The 16,718-nt window shown below is 66.5% G+C and carries 16 protein-coding genes, 1 tRNA gene and 2 pseudogenes; 15 read left to right on the top strand and 4 right to left on the bottom strand.

Annotated features, from left to right (window positions below; all coding sequences use genetic code 11):
* The 7 genes and pseudogenes from AC1DKD_RS34165 to AC1DKD_RS34135 form a co-directional block, all read left to right on the top strand.
* Nucleotides 1–204, top strand: a 204-nt coding sequence (locus AC1DKD_RS34165; RefSeq protein WP_477144256.1) for an aspartate racemase/maleate isomerase family protein, incomplete at its 5' end; no start/stop codon positions are given.
* Between the two features lie 24 nt (nt 205–228).
* Nucleotides 229–1,080 (top strand): alpha/beta fold hydrolase, encoded by an 852-nt coding sequence (locus AC1DKD_RS34160; RefSeq protein ID WP_441634577.1) that lies wholly within the window; start codon nt 229–231, stop codon nt 1,078–1,080.
* Between the two features lie 23 nt (nt 1,081–1,103).
* Entirely contained in the window at nt 1,104–2,150 is a 1,047-nt protein-coding gene (locus AC1DKD_RS34155; protein ID WP_045242965.1) for a 2,5-dihydroxypyridine 5,6-dioxygenase NicX family protein, read from the top strand.
* Nucleotides 2,147–2,776 (top strand): N-carbamoylsarcosine amidohydrolase, encoded by a 630-nt coding sequence (locus tag AC1DKD_RS34150; protein WP_441634575.1) that lies wholly within the window; start codon nt 2,147–2,149, stop codon nt 2,774–2,776. The genes AC1DKD_RS34155 and AC1DKD_RS34150 overlap by 4 nt, the downstream gene beginning before the upstream one ends.
* Nucleotides 2,777–2,955: 179 nt before the next feature.
* A complete protein-coding gene (locus tag AC1DKD_RS34145; RefSeq protein WP_441634573.1) occupies nt 2,956–5,367 on the top strand; it encodes a xanthine dehydrogenase family protein molybdopterin-binding subunit in 2,412 nt (803 codons plus the stop codon).
* Between the two features lie 6 nt (nt 5,368–5,373).
* A complete protein-coding gene (locus AC1DKD_RS34140) occupies nt 5,374–6,201 on the top strand; it encodes an FAD binding domain-containing protein (RefSeq protein WP_441634571.1) in 828 nt (275 codons plus the stop codon).
* 8 nt (nt 6,202–6,209) lie between these two features.
* A pseudogene (locus AC1DKD_RS34135) lies at nt 6,210–7,212 on the top strand (xanthine dehydrogenase family Fe-S subunit).
* A 43-nt stretch (nt 7,213–7,255) separates the two neighbouring features.
* Here AC1DKD_RS34135 and AC1DKD_RS34130 read toward each other — a convergent pair.
* Complete coding sequence (locus AC1DKD_RS34130; protein ID WP_477144255.1) at nt 7,256–7,882, bottom strand: LysE family translocator; 627 nt, start codon at nt 7,880–7,882, stop codon at nt 7,256–7,258.
* A 143-nt stretch (nt 7,883–8,025) separates the two neighbouring features.
* A complete protein-coding gene (locus AC1DKD_RS34125; RefSeq protein WP_477104489.1) occupies nt 8,026–8,802 on the bottom strand; it encodes an IclR family transcriptional regulator in 777 nt (258 codons plus the stop codon).
* A gap of 95 nt (nt 8,803–8,897) precedes the next feature.
* Between AC1DKD_RS34125 and AC1DKD_RS34120 the strand changes: the two genes are divergently transcribed.
* The 6 genes and pseudogenes from AC1DKD_RS34120 to AC1DKD_RS34095 form a co-directional block, all read left to right on the top strand.
* A complete protein-coding gene (locus AC1DKD_RS34120; protein ID WP_441634563.1) occupies nt 8,898–9,872 on the top strand; it encodes a Bug family tripartite tricarboxylate transporter substrate binding protein in 975 nt (324 codons plus the stop codon).
* A 70-nt stretch (nt 9,873–9,942) separates the two neighbouring features.
* Nucleotides 9,943–10,626, top strand: a complete 684-nt coding sequence (locus tag AC1DKD_RS34115) for an RraA family protein (RefSeq protein ID WP_441634561.1) — start codon at nt 9,943–9,945, stop codon at nt 10,624–10,626.
* Nucleotides 10,623–11,570 (top strand): NAD(P)-dependent oxidoreductase, encoded by a 948-nt coding sequence (locus AC1DKD_RS34110; protein WP_477144254.1) that lies wholly within the window; start codon nt 10,623–10,625, stop codon nt 11,568–11,570. Before AC1DKD_RS34115 ends, AC1DKD_RS34110 begins: the two co-directional genes overlap by 4 nt.
* Before the next feature lie 53 nt (nt 11,571–11,623).
* Entirely contained in the window at nt 11,624–12,607 is a 984-nt protein-coding gene (locus tag AC1DKD_RS34105; protein ID WP_441634557.1) for a Bug family tripartite tricarboxylate transporter substrate binding protein, read from the top strand.
* Between the two features lie 3 nt (nt 12,608–12,610).
* Nucleotides 12,611–13,549, top strand: a complete 939-nt coding sequence (locus tag AC1DKD_RS34100) for an SMP-30/gluconolactonase/LRE family protein (RefSeq protein ID WP_441634555.1) — start codon at nt 12,611–12,613, stop codon at nt 13,547–13,549.
* Nucleotides 13,546–13,656 (top strand): annotated as a pseudogene (locus AC1DKD_RS34095) (cyclase family protein); the annotation flags it as partial. The gene AC1DKD_RS34100 and the pseudogene AC1DKD_RS34095, both read left to right, overlap by 4 nt.
* Nucleotides 13,657–13,849: 193 nt before the next feature.
* Here AC1DKD_RS34095 and AC1DKD_RS34090 read toward each other — a convergent pair.
* Together AC1DKD_RS34090 and AC1DKD_RS34085 are read right to left on the bottom strand one after the other, a co-directional pair.
* Nucleotides 13,850–13,925 (bottom strand) — tRNA-Met (locus AC1DKD_RS34090).
* Between the two features lie 272 nt (nt 13,926–14,197).
* On the bottom strand, nt 14,198–14,437 hold the full coding sequence (locus tag AC1DKD_RS34085; protein WP_035872040.1) for a helix-turn-helix domain-containing protein: 240 nt from the start codon (nt 14,435–14,437) through the stop codon (nt 14,198–14,200).
* Nucleotides 14,438–14,584: 147 nt separating this feature from the next.
* Between AC1DKD_RS34085 and AC1DKD_RS34080 the strand changes: the two genes are divergently transcribed.
* Nucleotides 14,585–15,400: a 5'-3' exonuclease gene (locus AC1DKD_RS34080; RefSeq protein WP_035872037.1), complete on the top strand. Its 816-nt coding sequence runs from the start codon at nt 14,585–14,587 to the stop codon at nt 15,398–15,400.
* Nucleotides 15,401–15,510: 110 nt separating this feature from the next.
* Nucleotides 15,511–16,710, top strand: a complete 1,200-nt coding sequence (gltS, locus tag AC1DKD_RS34075; RefSeq protein WP_441634552.1) for a sodium/glutamate symporter — start codon at nt 15,511–15,513, stop codon at nt 16,708–16,710.
* The last annotated feature ends 8 nt before the right edge of the window (nt 16,711–16,718 follow it).

Genomic DNA, 16,718 nt, shown 5'->3' with positions numbered 1-16,718 from the left:
CAGATGAACACCAAAGACGTCGACGCCATCGTACTGTCGGCCTGCGTGCAGATGCCTTCGTTGCCGGCCGTGGCCAAGGTGGAAGCGATGACCGGCAAGCCCGTGATCACCGCGGCCATCGCCACCACCTACGCCATCCTCAAGCAGCTCGACCTGGAGCCGGTCGTGCCCGGCGCCGGCGCTTTGCTGTCCGGCGCTTACTGAGTGCCCCGGCCAAGGAGCGATGACATGAGTACCTTTGTTTGCGGCGGCAACGTCCACGCCAACGGCATCCGGCAGCACTACCTGCGCTATGGCGGCAACGCCGGTGCGCGTGCCACGCGCGATCCGGTGATCCTGGTGCCGGGCATCACCAGCCCCGCCATCACCTGGGGCTTCGTCGGCGAGCGCCTGGGCGAGCAGTTCGACACCTATGTGCTGGACGTGCGCGGGCGCGGCCTGTCCTGCGTGTCGGATACGCTGGACTACAGCCTGGATGCGCAGGCCGCCGACGTGCTGGCCTTCGCGCAGGCCCTGGGCCTGCAACGCTACAGCGTGGTCGGCCATTCGATGGGCGCGCGCATCGGCATCCGTGCCGCGCGCAGCCAGCCGCCGGGGCTGGCGCGGCTGGTCATGGTCGATCCGCCGGTCTCCGGCCCCGGCCGCCGCGCCTATCCCGCGCAACTCGCCTGGTATGTGGATTCCATGGCGGTGGCGCGGCACGGCGTGGATATCGAGACCATGCGGCGCTTCTGTCCCACCTGGACCGACGAGCAACTGGCCCTGCGCGCCGAATGGCTGCATACCTGCGACGAACGCGCCGTGCTGGCCAGCTTCCAGGGCTTCCATACCGACGACGTGCATGCCGACCTGCCGCATGTCGCGGTACCGGCCCTGCTGATGGTGGCTGGCCGCGGGGATGTGGTGCGTCCCGAGGATATCGACGAGATCCGTGGTCTGTTGCCGCAGACCGAAGTCAGCCACGTGCCGGACGCAGGCCACATGATCCCCTGGGATGACGAGGCGGGCTTCTATCGCGCGCTGGGCGGCTTCCTCGGCGCTGAAGTTGTCCCACGTCCACGACAACAGGCCGCGGCCTGAGCCGCCGATCACCAGGAGAGAACATGCCAGTCAGCGATCACGCCCTGATCCAGGCCTGGAAACAGGTCCTTACGCTGTCCCGCCTCGCGCCCGGGCAGACCGTCACCATCCTCACCAGCGCCGCCACCCATCCGCAGACCCTGTCGTGCGCGCTGGTCGCCACGCAGGCGATGGGAGCCATCGTCAACCGCCTGGACCTGCCGCCCGTCAATGGCGACAAGGCGCTGAGCCGCGACCCGCTGGCTTACCTCGGCACCACGGCGCTCACCGGCAACCGCGCCGCCATCGCCGCGCTCAAGGAGAGCGACCTGGTGCTGGACCTGATGACCTTGCTGTTCTCGCCCGAACAGCACGACATCCTGAAAACCGGCACCAGGATCCTGCTGGCGGTGGAACCGCCGGAAGTACTGGTGCGCATGGTGCCGACCGAGGCCGACCGCGAGCGCGTGACAAGCGCCAACGCGCGGCTGTCGCGCGCCAAGGAAATGCATGTGACATCCGATGCGGGCACCGACCTGCGTTGCCCGCTCGGCGAGTTTCCCGCCATCAGCGAGTACGGTTTCGTCGACGAGCCGGGACGCTGGGATCACTGGCCCAGCGGCTTCGTCCTGACGTGGCCGGACGAAGGCGGCGCCAGCGGGCGCATCGTGCTGGACCGCGGCGATATCCTGCTGCCGCAGAAGGGCTACGTGGCGGACCGCGTCGAGCTGACGGTGGAAGGCGGCTATGCCACGCGCATCGAAGGCGGGCTGGATGCCGAGCTGCTGAACGACTACATGGCCTCCTTCAACGACCCGGAAGCCTATGCCATCTCGCATATCGGCTGGGGCTTGCAGCCGCGCGCGCGCTGGTCGACGCTGGGCCTGTACGACCGCGAAGCCTCCATCGGCATGGACGCGCGCGCCTACGAGGGCAATTTCCTGTTCTCGCTCGGCCCCAACAACGAAGCGGGTGGCAGCCGCACCACCGCCTGCCATATCGATATCCCGCTGCGTAACTGCACGGTGCGCCTGGATGGCGAGGACGTGGTCAGGCAAGGCAAGGTACTGGACGGCTGGAACAGCAAATGACGAGACATAGCGAACTCCCCACCTACGAGCGCCAGGGCTTCGGCACGCCGCTGCCGCTGCAAGCCCCCGTGGGCCTGCTGATCGTCGACTTCGTCAACGGTTTCGCCGATCCGGCGATGTTCGGCGGCGGCAATATCGCACAGGCCATTGCCAACACCGTGCCGCTGCTGGCAGCAGCCCGCGAGCAAGGCTGGGCCGTGGCGCACAGCCGCATCGTGTTTGCCGACGACGACGGCGACCACAACATTTTCACGCTGAAGGTGCCCGGCATGCTGACGCTGAAGGAGCAGGGGCCGGCCAGCGCGATCGTGCCGCAGCTCGCGCCGCGCGAGGGCGAGCTGGTGGTGCGCAAGACCGTGCCGTCCGCCTTTTTCGGTACGTCGCTGGCGGCCTGGCTGACGCAGCGCGGCGTGCGCACGCTGGTGGTGGCCGGCGCGGTCACCAGCGGCTGCGTGCGCGCCAGCGTGGTCGATGCCATGTCGCACGGCTTCCGCCCGCTGGTGGTGTCGGACTGCGTGGGCGACCGCGCAATCCAGCCGCACGAGGCCAACCTGTTCGACATGGAGCAGAAATACGCCGCCGTGATGCCCCGCGAGCAGGCACTCGCGGCATTGAGGCGCCTCTGAGCGCGCTTGCGTGCCGCACCACGCACTGTATTGGCTAAAGCCCCAATTGACCGTTGCCGTCCGTTTCGCCAATCTGGCGATAAGATCAGTGCACTGAGTATGTGCGGTGCGCAAGTGCGCGCGATYCACGAACCCCCAAAGCAGTCTCGGATGGCGGCTAACCCGGGCTGGAGAAATGTATGGACAAAGACCACATAGAGAAGGAAGGCGGGCAGGGTGTAGGCGCCCGCGTGGCGCGCAAGGAAGACGCGCGCCACCTGCATGGCAAGGGCCGCTTCGTGGCCGACATCGCCATGCCGGGCCTGCAGGAAGTTGCCTTCCTGCGCAGCCCCATGGCGCATGCGCGGCTGCTGGCGCTGCACAAACCTGAAGGGCTGGAGCACGCGGTGATCGGGCGCGGCGACATGCCCGGCGCGCTCGACATCGTGGCGGACTCGGCCTTTCCCTCTTACCAGCCCTCGGCGCAGCCGCCGCTGGCCAGCGGCAAGGTCCGCTTTGTCGGCGAGCCGATTGCCATGGCCTTCGCACCGACCCGCGCGGAAGCCGAGGACATTGCCGAGCGCGTCGTCGCGGACCTGGACGAACTGCCCGCGCTCACCGACGTGGACGGCGCCAGGCAGGCCAGCGGCACCACGCGTGTCCATGAGCACTGGAAGGATAACCACTTCCTCACGCTTACCGCCGACAAGAATTTCGACACGCTCAGCAAGACCGCCGCGGTGGTGGTCACCCGCAAGATCGACCTGGCTCGCCAGTGCATGGTGCCGATGGAGGGCAAGGCCGTGCTGGCCTACTGGGATCACCAGTTCGACCAGCTGATCGTCTACAGCGCCACCCAGGTGCCGCACATGATCCGCACGGTGCTGAGCCACTGCCTGGGCCTGGAGCAGGAGAAGGTCCGCGTGATCTCGCCCGACGTGGGCGGTGCCTTTGGCTACAAGTGCGTGCTGCAGCAGGAGGAGCTGTGCATCGCGTGGCTGGCCATGACGTATCGCAAGCCGTTCCGCTTTATCGAGGACCGCCGCGAGCACCTGACCGCGGGTGCCAACTCGCGCGAGCACCATTACGAGGTCACGGCCTATGCCGACGCGCGCGGCCGGCTGCTGGCGCTCGACGCAAAGATCGCCATCGATGGCGGTGCCTATTCCGTGTGGCCCTTCACCATCGGCCTCGAGCCGGGCCAGGCTATCGGCAACCTGCCCGGGCCGTATGCCTTCGACGGCTACCGCTGCATCACGGAATGCGTCGCCACCAACAAGCCCGGCTTCGTGCCGTACCGTGGCGTGGCGCGCACCGGCGTGTGCTTCGCGATGGAACTGCTGATCGACGCGCTGGCGCGCGCTGTCAGGCGCGAGCCGTGGGAGATCCGCTGCGAGAACCTGGTGCAGCCGGAGGCCATGCCCTACGTCAACGTCACCAACAAGCATTTCGACGGCGGCGATTATCCCGCCAGCGTGCGCAAGGCAGCGGAGATGATCGGGCTGGCGCGCATCCGCGCGCGCCAGCGTGAACGGCACAGCGATGCCTCGGCGGGATCGCGCTACCTTGGCGTGGGCTTCGGCACTTACACGGAGCAATCGGCGCATGGCACTTCGGTGTTCGCCGCCTGGGGCACGCCGGTGATTCCCGGCTTCGATTCCGCCACCGTGCGCATCACGCCGGACGGCGGGCTTGAGGTGCGCGTGGGTGTGCACTCGCATGGCCAGGGCATGGAAACCACCTTTGCGCAAATCGCGCACGAGATCCTCGGCATCGACGTGGCGCGGGTCAAGGTGGTGCATGGCGACACCGGCGTGACGCCGTTCTCCACCGGCACCTACGCCTCGCGCTCGCTGGTGATGTCCGGCGGCGCGGTGTCGCGCGCCTGCAAGGCGCTGGTGCCGCGCCTGCTGAAGATCGGCGCGCATATGCTGCTGCGCCCGGAGGGCGAGGCCGCGCTGGATGGCGGCGCGGTGAAGGCGGGCGACGCCGCCGTGCCCATCGCCGACATCGCCAACGCCTGGTATATCAATCCACAGAAGCTGCCCGCCGATGTGGATCCCGCCGGGCTGGAAACCACGATGGGCTACAAGCCCAATGTGGATACCGGCAGCTTCACGTACTCCACCCACGCGGCGCTGGTGGAAGTGGACACCGATTCCGGCCACGTAGAGATCCTCGATTACGTGGTGGTGGAAGACTGCGGCACCATGGTCAATCCCATGGTGGTGGAGGGGCAGACCTACGGCGGCGTTGCGCAGGGCATCGGCACCGCCATGTTCGAAGAAATGCGCTACGACGGCAACGGCCAGCCGCTGGCCTCCACGCTGGCCGACTACATGCTGCCCGGGCCCACCGAGATTCCCGCGATCCGCATCCACCATTTCGAGACGCCGTCCCCGCACACCGAGTTCGGCGCCAAGGGCATGGGCGAGGGTGGTGCCATCGCGCCCCCGGCCGCCATCTTCAACGCCGTCAACGATGCGCTGGGGCAGTTCGGCGTGGAGTTGCTGGAGACTCCCCTCACGCCGCGCAAGGTGCTCGAAGCACTGGCCCGCGCCGAACAAGCGCGAGACGAGCCGCAGACCACGCAAACCAGAGAGGCGGCCTGAACCATCATGAAAGCAGCTGCATTCATCTATCGCGCGGCGCCCACGCTGGCCGCGACCTGCGCCGCGCTGGCGGACCGCACCGACAACGCCAAGGTCATGGGCGGCGGCCAGTCGCTGGGCCCCATGCTCAACCTGCGCCTGACGCGGCCCGATACCGTCTACGATTTGTCGAAGCTGGCCGAGCTGCGCACGGTCAGCGTGGAGCAGGACCGCGTGCGCATCGGCGCCGCCGTCACCCACGCGCAGATCGAGGATGGCGAATTCCCGGCGTTGCGCGGCACCATGCTGCAGTCCGTGGCACACGGCATCGCCTACCGCGCCATCCGCAACCGCGGCACCATCGGCGGCAGCCTGGCGCATGCCGATCCCGCGGCGGACTGGGTGGTGGCGCTGACCGCCATGGGCGCCGAGCTTGAACTTGCGTCGAAGGCCGGCACGCGCCGGGTACCCATGACGCAATTCATGCTGGGCGCGTACACCACTGCGCTGACGGAGGGCGAAGTGATCGCGGCCGTCCATGTGCCGCGTCACAACGACGACGTGCGCTGGGGCTACCACAAGCTCTGCCGCAAGACCGGAGAATTCGCCGAGGCAAGCTGCGCCGCCTACTTCGATCCGTCCGCGCGCTTCGCCCGCATCGTGCTGGGCGCGCTCGACGGCGCGCCGGCGGTGCTGCACGGCCTGGCCAACGGCATTGCGGCGCGCGGCCCCGCCGCGCTCACCCCGCAGGCCGTCCTGGCAGCCGTGACGCAAGCCACGCCCGGCAAGGATGCGATCGACCGCAAGCTTTATTGCACCGCTGCGACGCGCTGCATCGAACAACTTTTTAACTGAGGGCCGCAGTGGAAACCATCGCACTGACGATCAATGGCCGCGCCGCTGCCGGTGCCTGCGCGCACCGCACGCACCTGGGAGACTTCCTGCGCGACGGGCAGGGCCTGACCGGCACCCACCTGGGTTGCGAACACGGGGTTTGCGGCGCCTGCACCGTGCTGGTCGACGACAAGCCCGTACGCTCCCGTGCTGCGGCTGCCGGATGCCGACGAAGCCACCATCCGCCACGAGCTTTCCGGCAACCTCTGCCGCTGCACCGGCTATATGGGCATCGTGGCCGCGATCCGCTCGGTGCTGGAGCAACGGCGGCCGCAAGGCGGCGGCATCGCGCAGGCCAGCACGCCGGCGCCGCGTGCGTTCGTCTGCTTCACGCCCGCCGCCGATAGCGCCGGCGAGGCGCAAGCCGTTGCCGCGGCCACGGAGGAGACCGAGCGCAGCGCCGACAAGAAAGGCTGGTCGCGCATCGATGGCGGCTTCAAGGTGCCGTTCCCGGTCGATGACGTCTGGCGCTTCATGGCCGACCTGCCCGCGGTGGCCAGTTGCCTGCCGGGTGCCGCGCTGACCGAGCAGGACGGCGACCGCGTCAAGGGCCACGTCGCGATCAAGTTCGGGCCGATGGCGGCGCGCTTCAACGGCGCGGCGCGGCTGGAACGGGACGACCAGAACCGGCGCGGCGTGTTAAAGGGCGCGGGCCAGGACTCGCTGAGCAACTCCAAGGCCGCGGGCGATATCACCTACGTGCTTCAGGCGGTATCGGCGGGCGAGACCGAAGTGCTGATCGACTTGCAGTATTCGCTGCAAGGCCCGCTGGCGCAGTTCTCCCGCTCGGGGCTGGTGCGCGATTTTGTCCGTCGCATGATGGCCGATTTCGGCAAGAACGTGACTCGCAAGATGGACCCGTCGCTGTCGGATAGTGAACGCAGCAAGGTCACGCAGATGAATCCGGTGTCGATGATGCTGGGAGTGCTCTGGGAGAGGGTGAAGCGGCTGTTTGGGGGTGGGCGGGATTAAGGCCCCGAGGCAGGGATGGAGGGTGGCGGCTGCATCCGCAGGCTTACAGCCGCGACGTCGCCAGGCGCGCGGCGAGTCCCAGGAACACCACCCCCGCAAACCGGTTCARCGCACRTTGCGCGCGAGCCGAGCGCAGCAGCAGGGTGCCGAACATGGCCGAGAAGTAGGCGATCACAGAAAAAACAAGCAGGGTGGCGATGATAAAGACCACGCCCAGCACCATGATCTGCAGCGCGATATGCCCACGGTCGGCAGCGACGAACTGGGGCAGGAACGCGAGAAAGAAGATCACGACCTTGGGGTTGGTCAGGTTCATCACCACGCCGCGCCGGTACATGTGCCCGGTGCCAACGTTGCCGCCGCCGCCTTCGGCCATCTTGCCCATCGGTGCGCGGAACGCCTGCCACGCAAGGTAGGCCAGGTACAGCGCGCCGGCGATCTTGAGCGCCGCAAATGCAACCTGGGATGTGGCAAACAGCGCGGCCAGGCCGAAGGCCACCGCGGCCGTATGCACCAGCAGGCCCGTGCAAAGGCCGAGCACCACGACCATGCCGGCGCGAGGCCCCCGCATGGCGGATTGCAGCAACACAAAGATATTGTCCGGGCCGGGTGTCAGGCCAAGTACCACGGCAATGCCGAAGAATGGCAATAGTGTCTCGAGCGGGGGCATGCGCTTCACTCCTTTGCTGCTGCGGATAGTGCGTTGTCGGGTGAGATCCGGCATTGGGCAAAAACCCGTCGCCGGACCATCAGGAACGCCATCCGAATAYTGCCAGCCAGACAACGTTTGTGCCAGCGTGACGCATTGGCACGTCAAGGATGCCATGTTGCCGGACTGCCCGACGCTGCCTCGGGCGCAGGCCGGTGGCTTCCCGCCATCGCATACGAAAGCTGGTTGGCCGCGTCCACCACCGTCTGTGCCAGGGCAATCAAGCGCTCTTCACTGAGCCGCGAAGTCGGCCCCGAGATGCACGCGGACCCGAGCAGCCGCCAATGCAGCCCGAACACAGGCGCTGAAACGCTGGAGACTTCCGGCTCGCGCTCGCCCATCGACAGGTGATATCCCCGCCGCCGGATCGATTCATAGGGCTCGCCCGGCTGCCCTGAGAACGCCAGGATGACCCGCCCGGGCGCGCCGCTGTCCAGCGGCAGCGCCGAGCCGATGCGTACATGGTGCCGGATGGCCTGCGGGCCCTCCACGCGCACCAGGCACATGCGCTGCTGGCCCTCGCGCACGTAGAACGACGCGCTTTCCCCAGTCTTGATCGTCAGCTCCCGCAGCACCGGTTCCACCACTTCATACACATTGAAGGTGGCCTGGTAGCACGCGCCCAGCCAGCCTGCAGCACGCCCGAGCCGCCAACTGCCGTCTTCCTTCTGCACCAGGTAGTTGTCGGATGCCAGCGTGCGCGCCAGGCGCAGCACCGTGGTCTTGTGGAAGCCCGTGCGCCGGCTGAGTTCCGCTAGTGTGAGCTGTGCATCACTTACGCCGAAAGCTTCCAGGACGCGCAGCGCCCGCCGTACTGCGATCACGCCGCCGCCTGCGTCGTCGGCCGCCTCAATGGCAATGGGGGAATTGGAGGGGACCATGGTGTGGAATGGGGTGCGTACAGTGAAACGGTATTGTACTGCGTGCAACGACCATCCAGAATCCGTTCCAACAAATAACGAGATGGAGACAAGCAATGCACCTGCTGCGCCGCGGCCTGACCACCGCTCTCTTTTGTGCCCTGGCCATCCCGGCCCTGGCACAGACCCAAACCTATCCTGCCAAGCCCATCCGCGTGATCGTGCCGTTTCCAGCCGGCGGCGGCACGGACATCATTGCCCGCGAGGTCACCAACAAGGTGGCGATGGCCATGGGCTGGCGCTTCGTGGTGGACAACAAGCCGGGCTCGGGCGGCAACCTCGGCGTGGACGCCGCGGCCAAGGCCAGTGGCGACGGCTATACCATCGTGCTGGGCCAGACCAGCAACCTTGCCATCAACCCCGCGCTCTACCGCAAGCTGCCGTACGACGTGGCGAAGGACCTTACGCCGGTGGGCCTGGTCGCCAGCGCACCGCTGGTGCTGGTGACCAACGTGGATTCGCCCTACAAGACGCTGGCCGAAGTGATTGCTGCCAGCAAGGCGCATCCGGGCACTATCAACATGGCCTCGCCGGGTAACGGCACCGTGGCGCACCTGACCAGCGAGCTGTTCCAGAAGACGGCCGGCATCAAGCTCACACACGTGCCGTACAAGGGCGCGGCCCAGGCCGTCAATGACCTGATTGGCGGGCAGGTGCAGCTGTACCTGTCGTCGGTGCCGACGCTGATCGGCCATATCCGCAACGGCAAGATGCGCGCGCTGGCCGTCACCTCGGGCAAGCGCATGGACGACCTGCCCAACGTGCCCACCATTGCCGAGTCCGGCTACAGCGGGTTCGAGGCCGTGACGTGGTTCGGTTTCGTGGCGCCCGCCGCCACGCCCAGGGGCATCGTGGCGCGCCTGAATGCCGAGTTCAACAAGGCGCTGCAGGTGCCCGACCTGAGGAAGAAGCTGAGCGACCAGGGCGCTGATGTTCTGGGCGGCACCCCGGAGGAGTTCGGCGCGCTGCTGAAGAAGGACACCGTTCGCTGGTCAGCCGCCGTCAAGGCATCCGGCGCGCAGGTTGACTGATCTCCGGCATTCACAGCTACCCCGTCGCCATCCCCGAATCCCCGAATCACCGAATCCAAGGAGCCATGCCATGAGCCTGCCCAACATCATCAAATCCTTCGACCGCGTACCCGCCGACATCGTCGCCCGGGCCGCGAAATTCCAGCCCGCGATCCTGGCCGACGTGGCCGGCCGCCGCGGCGCGCTGCACGGCCGCATCCGGGCGTTGCGCCCGCATATGAAGCTGGCCGGCACCGCCTTCACGGTGGAAGTGCGCCCCGGCGACAACCTGATGATCCACGCCGCGCTGGCGCTGGCGCAGCCGGGTGATGTGCTGGTGATCGACGGCAAGGGCGACCAGAGCAGCGCGCTGATGGGTACCATCATGATGAATGCATGCCGCCAGCGCGGCATTGCCGGCGTGGTGATCGACGGCGCGGTGCGCGACAGCCTGGATATCGACGACATGGATTACCCGGTGTTCTCGGTGGGCACCAACCCCAACGGCCCGACCAAGGAAGTGGGCGGGCGCATCGGCCACCCGGTCTCGGTCGGCGGCGTCACGGTCCACCCCGGGGACTTCATCTGCGGCGATGCCGATGGCCTGGTCGTGGTGGAGCGTGAAAAGATCGCCTCGCTGCTGCCGCTCGCCGAGCACAAGGAAGCCGCCGAAGCGCGCCGCATCGCCCAGATCAAGGAAGGCAAGACCAACGCGCCGTGGCTGGTTGCCTCGTTGATCACCGCTGGCGTGCTGAAAGAGGGAGAGACGCTGTGAGCACCAAGCCCGCTATCCTCGTCACCGCGGCTGACCTGGCGCCACAAGCCGAGGCATTGCTCGGCGATTACGAAATCGTCTATGCCGGCAAGACCCCCCAGCCCGCCGATCTGGTGGCGCTGGCGCAGCGCCACAACCCGGTCGGCATCATCGTGCGCTACGGCGCCGTGACGCCGGAAATCATGGATGCCGCCCCCGCGCTGAAGGTCATCTCCAAGCACGGCAGCGGCACCGACACCATCGACAAGCCCGCCGCCGCAGCGCGCGGCATCGAGGTAACGGCAGCGGTTGGCGCCAATGCCGCAGCCGTTGCGGAGCAGGCCCTGGCGTTGCTGCTGGGCTGCGCCAAATCCGTCGTGACGCTCAACGAACGCATGCATGCCGGCCACTGGGACAAGGCCACGCACAAGAGCTTCGAGCTGGCGGGCCGCACCATTGGCCTGATCGGCCTGGGTGCCATCGGCCGGCGCTTCGCCAGGATGTGCGATGCCATGGGCATGCGCGTGATCGGCTTCGATCCATATGCCCGTGACCTGCCGGACTATATCGAGCCCGTGGACCTGGAAACGATCTGGAAGGAGTCGGACGCTATCTCGCTGCACTGCCCGCTGACCGCCGACAACAAGGCGATGATCAACGCGCAAACGCTGGCACGCTGCAAGCCCGGCGTGATGCTGGTCAACACCGCGCGCGGCGGGCTGATCGACGAACCSGCMCTGCTGGCSGCGGTSCAGTCSGGRCARGTRGCCRKKGCCGGGCTSGACAGCTTCGCSGTCGAGCCGATGACSGYGCCGCATATYTTCCACGGCCAGCCTGGTTTTCTGCTCAGCCCCCACATCGGCGGCGTGACCAGCACCGCCTATGTGAACATGGGCGTGGCGGCCGCGCAGAACACGCTAGGCGTGCTGTCTCGCGCGCAAGCCCCGGTTCTGGCCAAGGCCTGAAGGCCGAAGCCGGCCCCCGCCCGGGCCAGGAAAAATACAAGGCAGGAGACACAATGAAAACCAAACCGAACCGCGTATCGGCACTGCGCCGTTGCGCGCTGGGCGCGATCGCCTTCATCGCCCTATCAGCCCACGCACAAACCTGGCCCGACAAGCCCGTCAGGATCGTGGTCCCATACCCCCCAGGCGGTGCTGTCGACGCAGTCACCCGAAAAATGGCCCAACGCCTCACCGAACAAACCGGCCAGAGCTTCGTCGTCGAAAACAAGGCAGGCGCCACCGGCACCATCGGCACTGTGCAAGTGGCGCGCGCCCCGGCCGACGGCTACACGCTGCTCGCCAACGACACCACGTATTCCCTGCTGCCGCACATTTTCAAGAAACTGCCGTTCAATTACGCGAATGACCTGCAGCCGGTAGCCGCTTTCGTGTTCGCGCCGATGGCCGTGGCGGTCAAGGCCGACAGCAGGTTCAAGACCATGAACGACCTGATCGCTGCGGCCCGCGCGGGCGACGCCAAAGTGAGCTACGGCTCAGGCGGCGCCGGCACCACGCCGCATTTCGCTAGCGAAGCCCTGGGCGTGGCCACCAGCGCGCACTTCATGCACGTGCCGTTCAAGGGCGCGGGCGAGGCCACGCTGGCGCTGCTCGGCGGCACGGTGGACTACCAGATCGCATCCACGCCCGGCGTCATCGGGCAAGTCAAGGGCGGCAGCCTGCGCCTGCTGGCAGTGAGCGGCGACAAACGCCTTGCTGCGCTGCCCAATGTGCCGACGTTTGCCGAGGCAGGGCTCAAGGGCTATGGTGTAGTCAACTTTACCGGCCTGTGGGCGCCCAGGGGCACGCCGCCGAAGGTGCTGGAGCGCCTTCAGAAAGAAGTGGCTGCGGCCATGGCCTCCCAGGACATGAAGACCTTTGCCGAAGGCATTGGCGCGAATCCGGGCTACTGGGATGCGTCGACATTTTCCAGGCAGCTTGCCGAGCGCGCGGCGTTCTGGGGCAAGGTGGCGGCCAATACCGCATTTGAAAGGCAATAATCCATGTTCCTGCTGAATGCCCCGGAAGTCCGTGAGCTGGACCTTTTTACCCGTATGCCGGCGAAATACCGCCAGCCCAGGCGCACGATCTGGGCCGATGCCAACCAGGGCGGGCGAGAGATCGATGCCTTCCTGGAAGGCCCGGTGTTCGACAGCGCCGGCAATCTCTATGTCACCGATATCCCCTACGGCCGCGTCTTTCGCATCGATCCAAAGGGCGGGTGGGAGCTGGTGGCCGAGTGGGACGGCGAGCCCAACGGCATGAAGTTTCTAAGCGCGGCCGAACTGCTGGTGACGGACTACCGCAATGGCCTGATGCTGCTCGACACGCGCAGCGGAACCGTGGCGCCTTACCTTGGCCGCCGCAATACCGAGAGCTTCAAAGGGGTCAACGACCTCACCATCGATTCGCAAGGGAACATCTATTTCACGGACCAGGGGCAGACCGGGCTGCACGATCCTACCGGCCGCGTCTATCGCCTGAGCGCCGCGGGCAGGCTGGAGCTGCTGCTGTCCAATGTGCCCAGCCCCAACGGCATCGTGCTGTCCCCGGATGAGAAGTTCCTGTTCGTGGCGGTGACCCGGGGCAACTGCGTCTGGCGCATGCCGATCCTTGCCGATGGCAGCGTATCCAAGACCGGCCAGTTCTTTACGTCATATGGCCCGAGCGGCCCGGACGGGCTGGCCATGGATGCCTCCGGCCGGTTGCTGGTGGCGAACCCGGGGCTGGGCTACGTCTGGGTGCTGAACCACCGCGCCGAGCCGGTGCAGGTGCTGCGTGGCCCCGCCGGGCATTCCCTGACCAATCTCGCCTTTGGCGGCACGGCCGGCAAGACGCTGTTCGTGACGGACTCCACGGCGGGAGGCATCCTGTGCATCGAAATGGATGTGGCCGGGCTGCCGATCGTCCCACGCAAGCATTCAACGGGAGATCCGGCATGACGCAACGCTGGAAGCACAGCCCGCAGGGCAGCCACTAGGGCGAGTTCGGAGACGACGACCAGCGCGGCCGGATGAACCTGGTGGACAGGTCCAAGGTACTGCAAGGCTCCCGTCCTTGATGACCCGCGCCAATTTCACTGTTTCGCCATCGCATCAAGCCTGAATTGGCGCCGGAAAGTGTAGGGCGCGGCCCGACAGTCTCCCGGACCCATTTGCCTTACCCTCGGCAGGCCCCGGCGCCACCTGCGCCGTGCAAATGCAAAAAGCCCGTGCGGCGAGAACCGTACGGGCTTTGGAATCTGGTTGCGGGGGCAGGACTTGAACCTGCGACCTTCGGGTTATGAGCCCGACGAGCTGCCAACTGCTCCACCCCGCGGGCCGAAATATACGCGGGTTGGCGGGCAATGGATAGTCCTGATTGGAATTATTTGCCAGCATCGCCTATCGATCACGTTAATGCGGAGCGGGCCAGGTGCGCATTGACGGCGCGCGAACGGGGCAGCCGGCGCGAGATTGCGCGAGCTTGTATGTGATTTATGCGGCACTGTTATCGAATTTGAGTGGCAGGGGCAGCCGCCAGCTTCATGCCACGATCGCCGAAGCCGGCCACGTGGCAGCCAGTACCGCCAGAGCCCGAAACGCCTGCTTTCAGCCCACGCTGCCTTCCTTCGGCTCCGGCACGAGACTGAACTGCGCGGACAGGTCGTTCTCGTCACCCAGCGGGCCATCGGTCCGCACAAGCCCCTTGGTGGTGAGCTTGGTCAGTGTCCGCACGGCCTGGATCGGGCTGACGCCCGTGGCCTTTGCGACCTGATATGCATCCATCGGGGTGCCCGTTTTCTTCAGGGCGTCGATTACTGCCTGGCGAGTGTCGTGGTTGTTGTTCATTTCCGGGCGTAGGTTGAGTCTGCTCAGACTAGACGAGGTGGCCGGCCTGCGCAACCCCGCATTCTCGCGGATAGATCAGTCCAAAAAGTTGCGCCATCGCCATCGCGCGTCAGAATAGAGGGTCTGACGGCAAGCATCGCAAGAATAATGAAGCAGACACTACTTCTGATTGATGGCCTGAACATCCTGCGCCGGGTTTACGAAGCCAACCCATCGGAAGACATTCCGGCCAAGGTCGAAGGGGCTGTGCTCTCGGCCCTGGCCTCGTTCCGCCGCGCCTTGGCCGAATGCCGGCCCACGCACGCGCTGGCGGCATTCGATGCCGGCGGCAAGACGTGGCGGCACGCGCTGTATCCGCAATATCGCCAGCACCGCAAGCCCATGGACCCGGAGCTGGCCGACGTCATTCCCGATTTCCGCCTGACGCTGACGGAGGTGCTCGGGCTCCAGACTGCCTCGGCCGACGGTTACGAGGCGGACGACATCATCGCCACCGTCTTCTACCGCTGGACCGCGAGCAAGGAGGGGCAGGCGATTCCGGTGAGCACGGACAAGGACGTGCTCCAGCTGATTGCAGACGGCGCGATCGTACGCAACCATTTCGCGACAGCGAAGAACGGCGAGCCGTCCTGGTTCGACGAAAGCTACGTCATGGACAAGTTCGGCGTCGGCAGCCACCAACTGGCGGATTACCTCGCCATGCTGGGAGATAGCACGGACGGCATTCCCGGCGTCGAAAAGATCGGGGCGAAGACCGCCGTGAAGCTCCTGCAGCGCTATGGCGACCTGGAGACCGTGCTGGCCAACGCGTCCGGGGAGAAAGGCGTGATCGGCAAGAACCTGGCGGAACAGGCGCATCTGGCACGGCTTTCCCGCCAGTTGCTGTCCCTCAAGACCGATGTCCAGCTTGGGCTGACATGGAACATGCTTCGCATCGGCGACGCGGCTGGGGACCCACCCTGATGCCCGGTTGTCGCCGGCGCGTGACTTTGTAAAGTGGCTGATGGAAAACTTTTAATATCCAGCCGGCGCTCCCGTGGTGCAGACTAGCGCATTCCGCGGGAGACCAAGCTTTGCTGCAACTCAACACGTATGAAACCCTGGTGGCCGCGTCGCTGGTCCTGCTTGCCGGCCGCAAGCTGATCGCCGTCACACCCGTCCTGAAAACCTACAGCATCCCCGAGCCGGTGGTGGGCGGCCTGGTGGTGGCGCTCGCGCTCTATGCCGCACGCGCGTTCGCCGGGGCCGAAGTCGGCTTCGATCTCACCATGCAGACGCCGCTGATGCTGGCGTTCTTTGCCACGCTCGGGCTCAGCGCCGATCTCGCCAGTCTTCGCCGGGGCGGCAAGAGCATTGCCATCTTCCTGTTTGTGGTCGTCGGCCTGCTCGTGCTGCAGAATGCCATCGGTATCGGCATGGCGTCCGTCCTGGGGCTGAAGCCGGTCGTCGGGCTGCTGGCGGGGTCGATCACCTTGTCGGGCGGCCATGGCACCGGCGTGGCCTGGGGCCACACGTTCGCCAGCCAGTACGGCCTGACTGCCGCCACGGAGCTGGCCATTGCCTGCGCCACGTTCGGGCTGGTCCTGGGCGGCTTGCTGGGCGGGCCTGTCGCGCGCGTACTGCTGCGCAAGATCCAGACACCGGGCAGCGCCGCGCCCGAGCCCGATCCGCTCAATTTCGAAGAGCCGGCCGCGGTGCGGCTGATCACCGCGTCGGCGCTGATCGAGACGCTTGCCCTGATACTGGTCTGCCTGACCGCCGGGCAGGCGCTGGCAAGCGTCCTTGCGCAGAGCTGGTTCTCCCTGCCTACCTTCGTCTGGGTGCTGTTCATCGGCGTGATCCTGCGCAATGGCCTGGCGGCGCTGGGCTGGTACAGCGTGTTCGACCGTGCGGTCTCCGTGCTGGGCAACGTCAGCCTGTCGATGTTCCTGGCGATGGCGCTGATGAGCCTGCGGCTGTGGGAGTTGTCCGCGCTGGCGCTGCCGCTGCTGGCGATTCTCGCTGCGCAGGCGGCCGCCATGGCTGCCTACGCGATGTTCGTCACCTTCCGCGTGATGGGGCGCAACTACGACGCCGTGGTGCTGGCCGCCGGGCATTGCGGCTTTGGCCTGGGGGCGACGCCTACCGCCATTGCCAATATGCAGGCGATCACCGATCGCTTCGGGCCGTCGCACCTGGCCTTCCTGGTCGTGCCGATGGTTGGCGCTTTTTTCATCGACCTTGCCAACGCGATCGTGATCAAGGCCTACTTGCTGCTGCTCCCAGTGTCCTAGGGTCTGCC

The sequence above is a fragment of the Cupriavidus sp. 05T313 genome (assembly GCF_056396665.1).
Note: the sequence above shows the minus strand (reverse complement) of the source record. Positions and strands in the feature narration are given on the sequence as shown.

What these genes read in the sequence shown, in the direction of transcription:
- AC1DKD_RS34105 (WP_441634557.1), top strand. Translation starts at nt 11,624, where the DNA reads ATGAAAACCAAACCGAACCGCGTATCGGCACTGCGCCGTTGCGCGCTG.
- AC1DKD_RS34085 (WP_035872040.1), bottom strand. Translation starts at nt 14,437, where the DNA reads ATGAACAACAACCACGACACTCGCCAGGCAGTAATCGACGCCCTGAAG.
- AC1DKD_RS34125 (WP_477104489.1), bottom strand. Translation starts at nt 8,802, where the DNA reads ATGGTCCCCTCCAATTCCCCCATTGCCATTGAGGCGGCCGACGACGCA.
- AC1DKD_RS34140 (WP_441634571.1), top strand. Translation starts at nt 5,374, where the DNA reads ATGAAAGCAGCTGCATTCATCTATCGCGCGGCGCCCACGCTGGCCGCG.
- AC1DKD_RS34160 (WP_441634577.1), top strand. Translation starts at nt 229, where the DNA reads ATGAGTACCTTTGTTTGCGGCGGCAACGTCCACGCCAACGGCATCCGG.
- AC1DKD_RS34080 (WP_035872037.1), top strand. Translation starts at nt 14,585, where the DNA reads ATGAAGCAGACACTACTTCTGATTGATGGCCTGAACATCCTGCGCCGG.
- AC1DKD_RS34150 (WP_441634575.1), top strand. Translation starts at nt 2,147, where the DNA reads ATGACGAGACATAGCGAACTCCCCACCTACGAGCGCCAGGGCTTCGGC.
- AC1DKD_RS34155 (WP_045242965.1), top strand. Translation starts at nt 1,104, where the DNA reads ATGCCAGTCAGCGATCACGCCCTGATCCAGGCCTGGAAACAGGTCCTT.
- AC1DKD_RS34120 (WP_441634563.1), top strand. Translation starts at nt 8,898, where the DNA reads ATGCACCTGCTGCGCCGCGGCCTGACCACCGCTCTCTTTTGTGCCCTG.
- AC1DKD_RS34145 (WP_441634573.1), top strand. Translation starts at nt 2,956, where the DNA reads ATGGACAAAGACCACATAGAGAAGGAAGGCGGGCAGGGTGTAGGCGCC.
- AC1DKD_RS34115 (WP_441634561.1), top strand. Translation starts at nt 9,943, where the DNA reads ATGAGCCTGCCCAACATCATCAAATCCTTCGACCGCGTACCCGCCGAC.
- AC1DKD_RS34100 (WP_441634555.1), top strand. Translation starts at nt 12,611, where the DNA reads ATGTTCCTGCTGAATGCCCCGGAAGTCCGTGAGCTGGACCTTTTTACC.